This window comes from Alkalibacterium sp. (assembly GCF_046484155.1).
Taxonomy (GTDB): domain Bacteria; phylum Bacillota; class Bacilli; order Lactobacillales; family Carnobacteriaceae_A; genus Alkalibacterium.
The window spans coordinates 1-14,248 of the sequence record NZ_JAWOBT010000021.1; the positions used below are offsets into that span (position 1 = coordinate 1).

The following is a 14,248-nucleotide window of genomic DNA, read 5'->3' on the forward strand; positions in this document are numbered from 1 at the left end:
GATTCGATCACGCTGATCAGTAACCGGACACATCAGGAAGAACAGTTAAAAGCAGTCGCTATCACGGTTAAAAGTTATCCGATTTAACCAGCCAGGAAAAGCAGAGCCTGGGAAAACATGTCGAAGATGTAAACGAAGGGCGTTTTGTTCTCCAGGTCACCGAAAAAAAATCTCCTGACATCGGTCCTTTAAGTGCTGACAGTCCTGATCCTTATGACGATTCACTTTTAGCTGCTGACGGCGAATCAGTCACTGAGGATACAGAACTGCTGGAAGATTTGAGAAGCAGCGAGGCAGATCCCTCCAATGACCGTTCCAACACGAAAACCGGCTATTCCGATGATTTGAAGACCCCGGACGAAACGCCTTTGGACAACGGACCAAATCGGTCACTTTAATATCCAGCCGAAGAAAGAAGCCCGGGGCTTCTTTCTTTTTCATTTCATTGATCCCTGCATTTTGTGCTCTTCATCTCGGTTCCAAACTCGCGAAGGCATGCGTTCCTTGTCATCCCGATCCAGCAATCAATAGGATCCTGGTGTCACATTCACACAACAAACAGGACGGAATTCTCATTCCGTCCTGTTTGTTCGATCCCAGTATTCATTTTAATCTGTCGGGTAGTGCCGTTTAAGGTAACTGGCCAGTGATTCTGCTTCCCGTCCCGTGATCCTGCGAAAATCCCCCGTAACGATATCCAGCAGGCCCCGGTTGGCTGCTTCGTACATGGAAGCCAGTAGAACACCAAAGCCTTTCGGTTCATCGTAAGTCTGGGCAAACGCCACTAGAGACATCGGGGAAAAACCGATCTTTTCGTCAGCAACGTCGCTGAGTGTGTCTGCCAGCTCCGTCATCGTGTAAGAACGGTCCTGTGTCAGTGTATACGTCTGATTCTGAAGGGAAGCGTCCGCTGCCACCGCCACGATCGCTTTGGCGCTATCCGCTCGGGAAATGAAGCTGATCTTTTCATGCGGCACAGGATAGACGACATTCCCAGATTCAATGAGTTCCGGGAGGTAACTGATCAGCGGGTCGGCATACATCGCATTTTTCATGATCGTATAAGAAAGAGACGAACAGGCCAGACGTCTGCTGGCATAGCCGTAAAAGGGGCTCATTTGGAACGGGTTGTTTTCCTGATCCGCATAGAAACTCACAAAGATGAGGTGTTTGACCTTGGCCTCCTCGGCGGCCAGAACGACGTTTTCGATCTCCGGCAGCCGTTCATAGCTCGGATGGACGATGCTGGGAATGTAGACCAGGACATCCGTCTCCTGCCAGGCATGGACGAGTTCTGCCTTATCGCGGTAATCGGCTTTTTTCACTTCCACTCCCATCTCCTTATACTTAGCAGCTTTCTCGATATCGCGGATAGATATGCGCAATTCTTCTATAGGCAGTTTTTCTATGGCGACCTGCATCACTTCAGCACCTAGTTGCCCCGTCGCTCCAGTAATCGTATAACGCATGACAATCTCCTCTCTTACTGCTTTTTTTTTAGATACCCTTCTTTCAAATCAAGATTAGTTATAGTATATGACAAAAGTAGTTTATTGGACAGAAATACGATAGCCTCGAGCCTTCCCTTTCAGATGAAACTTTGCACGAAACAAGCCGTTGTTTAAGCGAGATCCATCAAAAAAAGACAAAAACATTTGTAATCCAGCCGGTACACCGATAAAATAGATTTATTGAAGAAAAATGATTCAAGCCAATACTTAACAATCACACTAAAGGAGGAAGGAAGCGAGCATGAAATATAAGAAAATAATTTTCGATTTAGATAACACGGTACTGGACTTCCGTGATACAGAAGAAAAAGCCCTGAAAAAGGTCATTGACGCCTATAACCTTCCTTATACTGAAGAAACAATAGCAATGTATAAAGAAATCAACCACGGTTTATGGCAAAAACTGGAACAGGGGATCATCTCTCGGGAAACACTCTTTTCCAGTCGCTTTGCACTCTTCCTGGAAGAATTCGGATTAAGCGTGGACGGAAAAAGTGTCGAAGACCTTTACCGTCAAAATCTTGGGCAGGGGTACAAAAAAATGGATCATGCGCATGAGCTGTTGACGGCCTTGAAGAAAAACGGGTATCATATATACGCCGGAACGAACGGTGTGGCGAAGACACAATGGCAAAGGCTCGCAGGCGCTGATCTGAGCCACTTTTTTGAAGAGGTCTTCATTTCTGAAGAAATAGGAGTGGAAAAACCCGACCCGCAATTCTTCACCCATATTTTCGACACTTTAAAGACGGACAATAAGGCTGAATTCCTCATGGTGGGCGACAGCCTAACCTCTGATATCCAGGGAGCCAACAATGCCGGAATCGACAGCGTGTGGTACAATTTTTCCAAAAAACCAGTCGAACCAGCAGCGGTTCAGAGCACCTTCAGTATCAGTAACCTGCTGGAACTGTTGACCCTCTTCGGCATCGAAAGAGAAGAAAGCACCCTGCAATTCGACCAGGTTGACTGAAACAAGCTGAATGAGCGGATGCTCGTCTCGAGACGAGCATTTTTCTCTACATAGAAAGATAAAAGGAAAACTGCCATGAGATCACGGCAGTTTTCCTTTTATCTATTCGATCAAGTTGTTATTGCGTGCAGATCAGGACAGTAGCCAGGATTCATCCACATCTTTATTTTTACGAAACACTTTCCCATGCTCATCGATGGCCGCATGCCATTCTTTACATAACTCGACCGGGACACGTTCAGTCAAGTGATTGAACTCCTGGCGCATATGACCTAAGTTTTTGAACTCGCCAAAGCCTAGCCGCTTGAACAGCCGGATCGCATACTGGTCCCCGATAAACACATTGCGGTTAAAAATATAGAGCAGCATCGCATCCGCCGTTTCCGGGCCGACACCTTTGATAGTCAGCAATTCTTTGCGCAGCGTCTCATTAGAATACGGCTCAAACTTTTCAAAATCTTCTCCATGACTGACAAACCATGTCATGAGTTCTTTGATATAGGCACTTTTCTGCTTGTAGAACCCTGCCGGTCGGATCAGCGACTGGAGCTTCTCATCTTCCATCTCATGCAATTGATCCACAGTTAAATACGGATCAAGCTGTGCCAAGGCTTTTTCGACATTCTCCTGTGTCGTCTGCTGGATCAGGATCATCGATACCCAGTCTTTGATGCGGTTCTCATCCGACCACCAATTCTGGATCCTGTAATGGGCGACGAGTTTGTTCAACACTTTCACTTTTTCTTTATCTGTATTCACGTTTTTTCTCAATCCTTTAAATTTTACGTCTCTACAGTTTACACTATTTCAAGCAAAAAACAAACAAGGACAGCCTCGACTACTCGTTGTGGTAGAGTGCTATCCTTGTTTTAGTTTCAAGTCCTAATCCATGCTGAAATCCAATTCCGGTCCAGCGGGCACGATGCCGGTCGGGTTGATGGTTTTGTGACTGCGGTAATAATGTTCTTTGATGTGACGGAAATTGATGGTGTCAGAAATACCCGGCCAATTGTATAATTCCTTCGTGTAGCGCCATAGATTTGGATAATCGGTGATGCGCTTGATATTGCATTTGAAATGCCCGTGATAGACACTGTCAAAGCGGATCAGCGTTGTAAACAAGCGCCAGTCTGCTTCGGTAATGTGGTGTCCGACGAGATAAGGGTGTTTTTCTAACCGCTCTTCCATTTCATCCAAGGCTTCAAACAGTTTCTTCACTTCTTCTTCGTAGACGGCTTGCTTGGTCGCAAAGCCGGCTTTGTAGACCCCATTATTGATGGCATTATAGACCAGACCATTGACCTCATCGATATCCGCTCTTAAATCTTCCGGGTAATAGTCGCCTTTTATAGCCCCGACGTCATCGAAGGCGGTGTTTAGCATGCGCATGATCTCAGACGATTCATTGTTGACGATTTTATTCTGTTTCAGATCATACAAAACCGGGACTGTGACGCGGCCGCTGTAGTCGGGCTCAGCACGTGTATACACATCGTACAAGTAATCCACATTGCTCACCGAATCCGGGACAACGCCTTCATCCTTCTCAAACGTCCACCCGTGTTCCGCCATCAAAGGATTGACCACGGAAACAGAAATGATATCTTCCAGACCTTTTAACTTGAGCATGATCATCGTCCGGTTTGCCCACGGACATGCATTTGAAATATATAAGTGATAGCGTCCCGGTTCAGCTTTAAACCCGCTGTCACCTGTCGGACCTGCACTTCCGTCCTTGGTCACCCAGTTTCTGAACTGCGATTCTTCTCGGATGAAGCGTCCGTCATTTTTCTCCGTGTCGTACCACTGGTCATGCCATTTTCCATCTATCAATAATCCCATAACTGCCTCCTTATTTTATTTGGATCTGCCTAATCGGTTGTGAGTTCAATCAAATTGCCTTCAGGATCTTCGATCACCGCTTCGTAATAGCCGTCTCCAGTCGTTCGTGGTCCATTTAGTAAAGTATATCCGTCCGCTTTCAACTTATCCACAAGGTTATCCACAGCTTGCTTGTCCCCAACGTCCACAGCCAGGTGTGCATAACCGTAACTTTCTACATTTGGCCTTTTTATATCCTCTCTGTGCATAAGTTCCAGCCGACTGCCTGAATCAAAAGTCAGAAAGTATGAATGGAACCCTTTCTTCGGATTGTGGTAAAGCTCGCCACTGCTGGCAGAAAAATAGGTTTCGTAAAATTCTTTCATTCTTTCCAGATCGATGGTCCATAAACCAATGTGTTCAATTCTCACTTTATTCACTACTTTCTCTTTTTGAATAGTTTTTTCTTCATATAGAATCCTATGCCAACGAGCACTCCTATAACGAGTATAAATGGCACCGCATAGATAAACCAGATAAATGCATCTTGAACAAAATAGTAAAAGGCATAGAAGGAGTCAACCAGCGCTTCGCGGATACGTGCCAGGAAGGACAAGCCTTCTCCCCGGGCATTGGCGATGCGTGGACGTTCAGTGACGCTCAAACGCACTTCCGTGTAGTCGATCAAGTCGTCAAACGTTTCCAATTGTGATTGAAGAGATTCGCGTTCCGCGATGGTCTCACTCAAGCTGTTTTCGATCTGCAGGATGTCTTCGATCGTTTCAGCCTGTTCGAGCAATTCATTCAAGCGCGCTTCCTTGTTCTCCAGTACCCGGATGCGGGACTCCGTATCCCGATAGGCTTGCGTCACATCTTCTGAACCGACATTTTCGCTTAATTTATAGGCATCCATGCCATCTAGATCATCGAGAAAAGAATCTAAGGAAGACGTAGGGATCCTAAAAAGATAGTCTACCCGTCGATACTGACGCGACTGATCTCTCGGGGCGATGCCAGAAGGTGAATAGCTTGATTCATTGGAATATTCAATGTAACCATCATAAGAACTCACCGTGTCTAAAACATAAGAAGTTGTTTCTTGAAAATCCAGCGTCTCATACTCGAGCTGGACCCGGCGGATCACTTTTTCACCGATCAGCTGCTGGCCCTGACCCTCGGTGACTTCTCGATCAATAGCCTCATCTTCAAGCGCGGCGTCTTCCATGTATCCTGCCCCGGGATCCGATTCGGTCGATTCAGACATGTCATCATCGCCACTGGAACACCCTGTTAACACCAAAAAGAAAAGAACTAAAAACCCAATGCCTCTTTTTATCATCACTTTTCACTCCCACCTTCAGCTTATGTATATTTATTACTACCATTATATATGAAAGCGATCTCCTTTTGCTAATGGGAAACTGTTGGATAACAAAAAGACTGCCCGACTCGTCCGTGTCAAGTAGTCTTGGTCATTTGAAATCAGTTATTAAAATCCTGCTATCCAGCCACCGACTGCCACAATAACCGTTTCGTTGACAAAAATTGAATCTTCTGAGGCTAAGTAGACAGCCACGTGTCCGATTTCATCTGGATTTGTGGAACGCGGGCTGAGACCATGCGTCAGACCTGCGCGGCTCAAACCGTAATCACTCATGTTCGTCATGGAAGTACCAATATTTGTTTCCCCAATACCCGGTGCGATACCGTTGCTTCATATGCTTTTTCAGCATACATAAATGCCGATTTTCGATTTAATACCGCGCCGGCATGCGCCCGGTTCGATACTCCTGTAGAGATCGTGTTAATGATAATCCTTTTTGGTCGTTCTCTAACCAATAATTTACAGCTTTACGCATGGAACACTTAACGCCTTTCGTGTTGACTTCAAATATTTTATCCCAGCGTTCATCTGTAATAGCTCCGACTGGTTCCATACCATCCATGATTTCCGCATTGTTTTCAGTAATATCGATTGTACCAAACAGTTCCAAGGCTTTCTCATACATTGCGTCAATATCTTCTGATTTAAAACCATCCACTATACTCGTTTACATAAAAATTATGCCTTAGTGTTTTTAAAGTCAATAGTCTATTTTATATAACTTGAAAAATTTTCAAAAAAAAAACCCTTAAGATCAGAATGAAATCTAACTCTTAAGGATCGATGAAATACTAATTAATACTTTCTCTTAAAAATCTTTCTTTTTATATACTCTACTCGAGTATCTGAATGATACAGTTAAAACAGCAAATGAAATGATGATCGATAGGATACCGACCTGTAACCTAGTATATGTCGTGTATGAGTTGTACATACCCCAATAATCAAAACTTTCTCCCTGATTATAGATTGAATAGCCTAAAGCTGCTAGAATGACCCAAAATCCCAAGGAACTGATAACAAAGAATCCTTGCCCGACTAAATATTTAAGGGGGTAATAAACGGATAAATAAATGGATACAACAGCTATTCCTGCCATTAACTCTTTTATCGTAATAACTTCGTGATACGGAATAAAGGTGCTCATTAAAAACACTATACTAAGGTAGAATGCTCCAGTCATTAGAGAGAACAGATACTTACTAAAAACGATTTTTTCCCGAGTAACTGGCAAGCTATTCATAAATATATCAGTATCATTCCCTTTCTCATTCGCTTCATTCGAAATAGGTTGATAACAACTGAGTATTATGCCAAGAATCAGCCCATTTGGACTAAAAAACAGTAACACAGGGGATATAATTAATATTATGAGATCAACTATTATAGATCCTTTATTTACTAAGTACTCTTTTTTTATCAATGCTTGCATCGGAATCTCCTTTCACTGTATAAACCATAATTTCCTCTAATGAGGCAGGTTCAACAAGTATCTTATTCCCAAACAGTTCTTTAAATGTTTGGTGCTCCTTGGATAATCCCTGAAATCCAGTATCACTTTCTTTTAAGTAAACGAACAGCTTTTTCAGTTCTATATCCAGCAATCCGGATGGCCCTTTTACAAGTTTAAACTGATCCATCATGGCTTCTTTTGATTGACTATAGACTAGCTGTCCTTTGTTTAAAAATACGATATAGTCAGCGACCTTTTCTAAATCAGTAATGATATGCGTTGAAAAAAGAACCGTTTTTTCCTCGTCTTGAATAATCTCATAAAGAATATCCAGCATTTCGCTTCTTACGATTGGATCCAAGCCAGATGTTGGCTCATCCAATAGTATTAAATCAGCATGATGAGAAAGTGCAATAGACAATGATAGCTTCATTTTCATCCCTGTCGATAATTGACTGACTTTCGTTTTCAGAGGCAGCTCAAATAGATTGATATAATATGAAAAGAGTGTCTCATCCCACTCTTTATAAAATGCTGAAACCAGTCGACCCGTTTGCTTAACTGACAAGTGACTATAAAGACTATTTTCCGGATAAACAAAACCGATTCGTTCTTTTATTTTTTCTTCATTTCCTTCCAGCTCTTCACCAAAAATTTCTATCGATCCTTTATCGGCTTTCAGTAAATCCATAATCAGTCTGATCGTCGTTGTTTTTCCCGAACCATTGGGGCCTATTAAACCAGTTATGTATCCTTTTTTCACGTTGAAACTCAACCCATTTAACGAAAACTCTTCGAATCTTTTATCAACATCTTTCAAGACGATGGCATCTAAATTCATTCGAGTTCCTCCTTATATTTTTTCTCCACAAGTAACTGCAGATCATCAAGTGATAAATCAATCATTTTGGAATCTCTTACAATTATCGAAAGTTTTTCTTCTATTTGTATCACTTTACTTTCTTTTAAAAGCGCCACGTTTTGTTTTGCTACAAATGTTCCTTTTCCAACAAACGAGGTGACATACCCCTCAGCTTCAAGATCTACATATGCACGTTTTGTCGTAATAACGCTGACCTCCAAATTTTTAGCCAACTCTCTCATAGAAGGCAGGGATTCTCCCTCAACCATTTCACCTCTAAGAATGCTCTGCTTTATTTGAATTTTGATTTGTTCATATATGGGCTTATTTGTTGTTCTAGAAAGAAGTATATTCATATTGCCTCCTCATTGTAACTATTGTACATACTCATTATATACAATTAAACAGATTAGTCAATCCTAATATTTCCAGAATTCATATGAAACTAAAAACTTTATGATTACTCCTTAATCTAAACCAAGATAGAATAGTTTTTTTATTGTCTGTGGATCGCGCAACTTGTTTGTTGAGGACTTATTCAAACGTATTACATTCTCGCAACTGAAGTGATGGAACTGCTTCTGATGAAATGCCGTCTGCAGCCCTACACGCAAAAACGGACACAGGCAAAAAAGAGTTGTATAATATTTTTCAACGTTCTGATATCAAGCTGAAAGGTTAATTGTCAGAATTTTTCCCAAAACGGGATAAGCACTGTTTCAATTATTCATAAACCGAAAAGTGTTTATGAATAAGTTAGTCAAAGACTGTATGCACAGCATTAGAGATCATGCTTCAGCTGTTATATTACCTGAAATTGGTCCGAATATTGAGGCCTTCAAAACAGCTGGCCATCTTGCTTCAGGGGCAGCAATCTCTCCTAGGTTATACGAAAGTTTAGGGAAAAAGAAATCTTCTCGAACAATTGGAGGAAACAAGCAATTAAAAACCGCACTCATTTCTAGCGGAGGTATGGCAGGGAGAACAAAAGATTTTACGTTTAGTATCTTTTACTATTGTGATTCAAGTAGAGGTTCAAAAATCAAGTTTGTGGTGGACTGTTATCATAAGTTTTTGCAGACTATTTATAAAGTATTGTCTGATAAAATCCCTTATGATGAAAAAGAGCACTAGGTCTGCGGCAACAGAATCTAGCACTCAACTAAAAATTTCTTTTTTTATCATACCATGAAAGCTATTTTCATAGTTATCTTCAAATGAAAAACCCATTCTATAAAATAAAGTTTTTACAATAATAACTCATATTACCAACAGGATTATTCTAAATAGATAATATACAAGTCAGTTATTCTAAATCTCTTTATTCAGTTGCCGCTCTGATTTTCTTTGTCATTTTGATAGGTCAGATAGCCTCGGACCAGGTGATCAACAATGAGCTGCAATCCGATGAATGATTTGTGCTCGACATTAAATGCGTACCCAAAATCAGTAGATTGAAAATACAATTGCTGCGTCGTTAGTTTTGCCAAATGATTATTTTTAAAGCTGGTTATGGATATGGTCGATGTCCCATTATAGTGAATGGCTTTTAAATCTGTTAGGATCTCTTCGATATCTCCACTCAGGGAGGTGAAGATCACTAAGTCAGCTGGTTGCATATGATTGATCGAAACCTGGAGTTCTTTTTTGGACGGGATAAGAAAGACGCGTTTGTTCATTGATAGCAGGTATCTTTTTAATTCTTGCAGAGCATTCTGCTGTCCCCAACCTGTCCCATAAGCGTAAATGGTGTCTGTTTTATCAATAAGCCCATAAATAGCCTTTTTGTCAATTTTCTTGAACAAGTTCATCGTTGTCTGAATATCGGACATACTCAACTCAAACACGTCACTACTCATGATCTGCTGGCTTGCTTCTTCCTTTAGATAGTATTTAAATTCACTATAGCCGGAAAAACCCAACTTTTTGGTCAGACGCAGAATAGACGACTTGGACATATTGCAGACCTTGCTCAGGGCAACAATCGTCATATCGGTCACTTCGTCTGTATGTTTTTGTATATAATTCAAAATATAATAATCATTTTCAGATAGTTTATCCCCATGTTTGTTGATCAATTCATGCAGCATGATATCCCTACTCTCTTATATCGTTTATCTTATCATATTAGTCGCTCGTCCTCACGCGAAAAAAAACTGTGCATTCAATAATCGAATGCACAGTTTTTTAAGTTTAATGCTTTATTCCATTTCAGGCCAGTACGTTTTGTTTGCTGCAATCAGTTCCTCCATCAGTTCTTTGGCTACATGCCCGTTAGGCACAGTGCGTGACAACGTAAGTGCCTGCCACAATTTCTGGCGTGAACCTTCTTCCCAAGCTTCAACCACAAGTTTCTCAACAGCTACTTGCTGTTCCATCAGACCTTTTTGGAAACGTGGGATTTCTCCTTGAGTGATCGGTTCAGGACCATTAGATCCAACAATACACGGCACTTCCACCATCGCTGTTTCATCAAAGTTAGCGATCGCCCCTTTGTTTTCAACGATCAGCAGCATGCGTTCGCCGGTATTGTAGGCGATCGCCCTTGCTAAATCAACGATATACGAAGCGTGTTCATCTATCTCGAGCGTCGAACCTTCAGTAGACTGGTTGGCAGCTATTTTCTTACATTCCCCAAATACATGTTTTTCCCTGCCGTCCATCACTTCATTTGCACGGGTATACTCGGGATCGGCTTTTTTGACTTCGTCTTGAGGGTAGAAATAATATTTCAAATACGTGTTAGGTAGCGTGTCCGGATCCAGTGCATAGACATCTTTCACCTTTTTGAACGTATCGCGCCAGCTGTTGTCCACATGCTGACCTGCTTCATCGAAATTCACTGAATAGCCGTGTTCTTTTACATGCGCCTTCAGTTCAGGCATCAAATCTTTGCCTTCCTTATCAAGGATAGATGTCCACCAGCCGAAATGATTCAGACCATAATACCTGACCGTCATATCTTTGCGACTCTTCAAGCCTAAAATTTTCACCATCAGATTTTCAATTGCAATAGGCATATCACAAATATTTAAAACTTTTGCTTTCGGACGCAGTTTTCGTGTGGCTTCTGCGACAATGGCAGCAGGATTTGAGTAATTCAGCATCCATGCATCCGGAGAATATTTCTCCATATAATCGACTATTTCCAGCACCCCTCCTATCGATCTCATACCGTAAGATATCCCTCCCGGTCCGCAAGTCTCCTGACCGACGACATCATATTTCAAAGGGATCTTCTCATCCATTTCACGCATCTTATATTTGCCTACGCGAATGTGAGCCATGACAAAATCGACATCTGTGAATGCCTCTTTCGGATCCGTTGTTTTAACAAAGGTGATCTCCGGTGCTTTCTCTTTCATGATGATCTCACACGCATCAGCGACAATGTCCTGTCTTTCTTTGTCGTTGTCGTAAAATTTGATTTGTCTTATCGGTAACCGATCTAAATTTTCCAGGAGCATCAGTACTATCCCTGGTGTAAACGTGCTGCCTCCACCTGCTATAACGATTGAATGTTTTTTCATCAATTCCATCTCCTTAATCTCTATTGAATTACTTTATTTTCCGATTTGAATTTCTACAGCTTCTCTCACTTGCGGTACAGACAGACCCACGATCACTTGGAAGGCATTTTTACTTCTGACTATGCCCATCGCGCCGCCGGCATTGAAAGCCGAGTCATCTTTTACTTTGCCCGCATCTATCACTTTGACCCGCAGTCGCGTAGCACAATTATTAACGGTATCAATATTGTCTGCTCCGCCTAACGCATCGATGAATGCGAGCGCCTGGTCAGCGTACCTATCTGTGGCTGTTTTTTTCTTGCCGTTAGCCTGTTTCTCGCGATAGTCCGCTTTACCGTATAATTTTGCTCCCTCTACTTCTGAACGTCCAGGTGTCATATAGTCGAACTTAACTATCAGATAGCGGAACACCATAAAATAAATCCCTGTAAAGGCAAGACCTATGATGATTTGGGCAATGTACGTCCCGGCATGATTACTGAATAGCGGGATCCAGTTCTTGGATGCTATTTCGATCAGTCCGCCACCCATGTCACCGACGACGCCAAATGAATACATGACCGTCGACATTGTTGCGGCCAGTAACGCATGTACCAGGAACAGCACAGGTGCCACGAATAAGAAGGTGAATTCCAGTGGTTCCGTGATCCCGGCTAAAACAGCTGTCAAGGTTGCAGGTATAACTAATGCAGCCACTTTTTTACGGTTTTCCTTTTTAGCTGTAAAGTAAAATGCCAGTGCGATCCCCGGTGCTGCAAAGAGTTTCGAATTCCCATGCAAAGCGAAAGCGCCTTGAGGGAACACTTCGACCAATGAGGCATCTGTGCTCGCCAGTAAAGGTATGTTTTCTATGAAGGAAGTGACGATCCCACCTTCAACAATGGCCGGCCCGAACATAAACGGAGTGTAGATAAAATGGTGCAGGCCGGTCGGGATCAGAATACGTTCTAAAAATGTGTAGAGCCAGACGCCAAATGGTCCGGAATTTATCATCAGAACTTGAGTTGACGCGATGCTTGTCTGAACCGCTGGCCAGACGCTGGCTGTCAGCAAACTGAGCGGCAGCATCGTAAAGAATCCGACAATAACAACAAAGGATGACCCTTGGAAAATACCCAACCACTCAGGCAGTTTCTTATCGAAATAACGATTGTGTAAAAAGACGACCACACTCGCGATGGCTATTGCCCCCAGAACCCCTGTATCGAGTGTTTTGATCCCGGCGATCATTTTCAGACCACTGGTTCCCCCGACCTCCTGGGTGAAATCCACACCGAATCTAGTTCCGAATAATTCCAATATGCTTGAAAGAAAATAATTGAATGTGAGGTAGGTGACGACCGCTTCCATGACTGCTCGTGCGTTAGCTTTCTTAGCCAGTCCTAAAGCAATGCCGATAACAAACATTATTTCCATCTGCCTGAATACTGTCCATGCTCCGTTCTCGATGATCGTCCAGAAGGCATGCCATAACGTGCCTTCCGCTGCAATACTTCCGACGATCGCAGTATTGTTGAACATCAATGCAAAGGCGACCATTATCCCTGAAAAAGCAAAGAGTAAAACAGGTGTAAACATGGCGCCACCAAATCGCTGTAATTTTTCCTTCATGTGTTTGTCCCTCTTTCTTTTGTTTTGTTTGTAGTTTCATTTAAACACTGTTTCAGTCTCCTAACAATGCTTTGAGACCTTTCAGGAAAGAAAGCGCATACAAAGATATTTTTCCCATTTACCGGGATATTTCCCGTCGCGCTCGGAAGGTCATTATCCGGGTCACAGACAGTCTGTCTTTCATGCGAAAAACGCCACACCGGCTGTCTTGTACAGCAGGATGTGGCGCTTTATTATATATGGTTTTTGAGGCTGGCTTATAAGGTAAAACGGTCCACCAGCTGGTTCAGTTCTTCGGCAATTCTAGCGAGTTCTTCTGAGCTGGCGGAAACTTCCTGCATCGTGCTCGTTGTCTGTTGCGCAGAGGCGGACGTTTGTTCGATCCCGGCCGCAGACTCTTCAGAAACACTGGCGATTTCTTCCACGCTGGAACTCATTTCGATCGTCTGAGTTTTGTTCACTTTCAGCTTGTCAGAGATTTCCTTGATCGCAAGGCCCATCGCCTGAACGGATGACGAGATCTTGTTGAAGGTCTCGCCCGTGTTCTCGATCTGCGTCGTTCCCTTGGCGACCTGTTCATACCCGGTCTCCAAGTTGGCTGCAACGGCGGACGATTCTTGCTGGATGCTGTTGACGATATCGGTGATATCAACGACCGAATGAGACACCTGTTCCGCCAGCTTCCTCACTTCTTCCGCTACGACCGCGAAGCCTTTGCCCTGTTCGCCGGCACGTGCGGCTTCGATCGCTGCATTCAGGGCCAGCAGATTGGTCTGTTCGGCGATGCCTTCGATGACCGACACCAGTTTAGACACTTTGGCTGATTTATTGTCCAGCTCTTTCACACCTTCGACAGAATGCTTGACGAGCTTATCGATCATCTGCATCTGGGATACCGAGGCATCCATCAGTCCGCTGCCTTTTTCCGTCAACGCCCTCACATCATTGGATGTTTTGTAGATACGGTCGCTTTGGTCCGCGGATGCTTCGATCGTCTGGACGAAGCGGTGCATGTTCTCGGACAAGTCACTGGTGTAATTGGCCTGTGACTCCGATCCGGAAGCCAGCTCCTGCATCGTGATGGCGATCTGCTCGGCTCCCTG

General features: G+C 43.1%; 16 protein-coding genes. 2 read left to right on the forward strand and 14 right to left on the reverse strand.

Going from position 1 to position 14,248, the window contains the following annotated elements:
• Positions 1–608: 608 nt before the first annotated feature.
• A complete protein-coding gene (locus tag R6U02_RS01770) occupies positions 609–1,469 on the reverse strand; it encodes an NAD(P)H-binding protein (RefSeq protein ID WP_410261914.1) in 861 nt (286 codons plus the stop codon).
• Between the two features lie 283 nt (positions 1,470–1,752).
• Here R6U02_RS01770 and R6U02_RS01775 point away from each other — a divergent pair, with 283 nt between their 5' ends.
• Positions 1,753–2,484 (forward strand): YjjG family noncanonical pyrimidine nucleotidase, encoded by a 732-nt coding sequence (locus R6U02_RS01775; RefSeq protein ID WP_410261915.1) that lies wholly within the window; start codon positions 1,753–1,755, stop codon positions 2,482–2,484.
• A gap of 132 nt (positions 2,485–2,616) precedes the next feature.
• On the opposite strand, the gene R6U02_RS01780 is transcribed toward R6U02_RS01775, so the two are convergent.
• The 9 genes from R6U02_RS01780 to R6U02_RS01820 form a co-directional block, all read right to left on the reverse strand.
• Complete coding sequence (locus R6U02_RS01780; RefSeq protein WP_410261916.1) at positions 2,617–3,243, reverse strand: endonuclease III domain-containing protein; 627 nt, start codon at positions 3,241–3,243, stop codon at positions 2,617–2,619.
• A gap of 123 nt (positions 3,244–3,366) precedes the next feature.
• Positions 3,367–4,326, reverse strand: a complete 960-nt coding sequence (locus tag R6U02_RS01785; protein WP_410261917.1) for a glutathione S-transferase family protein — start codon at positions 4,324–4,326, stop codon at positions 3,367–3,369.
• 29 nt (positions 4,327–4,355) lie between these two features.
• Positions 4,356–4,736: a VOC family protein gene (locus tag R6U02_RS01790; protein ID WP_410261928.1), complete on the reverse strand. Its 381-nt coding sequence runs from the start codon at positions 4,734–4,736 to the stop codon at positions 4,356–4,358.
• A gap of 8 nt (positions 4,737–4,744) precedes the next feature.
• Entirely contained in the window at positions 4,745–5,644 is a 900-nt protein-coding gene (locus R6U02_RS01795; protein WP_410261929.1) for a DUF4349 domain-containing protein, read from the reverse strand.
• 150 nt (positions 5,645–5,794) lie between these two features.
• Positions 5,795–5,971 (reverse strand): hypothetical protein, encoded by a 177-nt coding sequence (locus R6U02_RS01800; RefSeq protein WP_410261918.1) that lies wholly within the window; start codon positions 5,969–5,971, stop codon positions 5,795–5,797.
• Positions 5,972–6,059: 88 nt separating this feature from the next.
• Positions 6,060–6,347, reverse strand: coding sequence for an SDR family NAD(P)-dependent oxidoreductase (locus tag R6U02_RS01805; RefSeq protein ID WP_410261919.1), 288 nt, complete (start codon positions 6,345–6,347; stop codon positions 6,060–6,062).
• Between the two features lie 150 nt (positions 6,348–6,497).
• Entirely contained in the window at positions 6,498–7,121 is a 624-nt protein-coding gene (locus R6U02_RS01810) for an ABC-2 transporter permease (protein WP_410261920.1), read from the reverse strand.
• Complete coding sequence (gene pmtA / locus R6U02_RS01815; protein ID WP_410261921.1) at positions 7,084–7,983, reverse strand: phenol-soluble modulin export ABC transporter ATP-binding protein PmtA; 900 nt, start codon at positions 7,981–7,983, stop codon at positions 7,084–7,086. Before pmtA ends, R6U02_RS01810 begins: the two co-directional genes overlap by 38 nt.
• Positions 7,980–8,360, reverse strand: a complete 381-nt coding sequence (locus R6U02_RS01820) for a GntR family transcriptional regulator (protein WP_410261922.1) — start codon at positions 8,358–8,360, stop codon at positions 7,980–7,982. The genes pmtA and R6U02_RS01820 overlap by 4 nt, the downstream gene beginning before the upstream one ends.
• A 391-nt stretch (positions 8,361–8,751) precedes the next feature.
• On the opposite strand from R6U02_RS01820, the gene R6U02_RS01825 reads away from it, so the two are divergent.
• A complete protein-coding gene (locus R6U02_RS01825) occupies positions 8,752–9,138 on the forward strand; it encodes a transposase (RefSeq protein WP_410261923.1) in 387 nt (128 codons plus the stop codon).
• Positions 9,139–9,329: 191 nt separating this feature from the next.
• On the opposite strand, the gene R6U02_RS01830 is transcribed toward R6U02_RS01825, so the two are convergent.
• The 4 genes from R6U02_RS01830 to R6U02_RS01845 form a co-directional block, all read right to left on the reverse strand.
• Positions 9,330–10,094, reverse strand: coding sequence for a MurR/RpiR family transcriptional regulator (locus R6U02_RS01830; protein WP_410261924.1), 765 nt, complete (start codon positions 10,092–10,094; stop codon positions 9,330–9,332).
• Positions 10,095–10,205: 111 nt separating this feature from the next.
• The gene (locus R6U02_RS01835) at positions 10,206–11,534 is read right to left on the reverse strand and encodes a 6-phospho-alpha-glucosidase (protein ID WP_410261925.1); all 1,329 of its coding nucleotides are present in this window, start codon (positions 11,532–11,534) and stop codon (positions 10,206–10,208) included.
• A 33-nt stretch (positions 11,535–11,567) separates the two neighbouring features.
• Positions 11,568–13,145 carry an alpha-glucoside-specific PTS transporter subunit IIBC gene (locus tag R6U02_RS01840; protein WP_410261926.1) on the reverse strand — a complete coding sequence of 526 codons (1,578 nt, stop codon included), beginning with the start codon at positions 13,143–13,145 and terminating at the stop codon, positions 11,568–11,570.
• A 257-nt stretch (positions 13,146–13,402) separates the two neighbouring features.
• On the reverse strand, positions 13,403–14,248 hold an 846-nt coding region (locus R6U02_RS01845), incomplete at its 5' end, for a methyl-accepting chemotaxis protein (protein ID WP_410261927.1).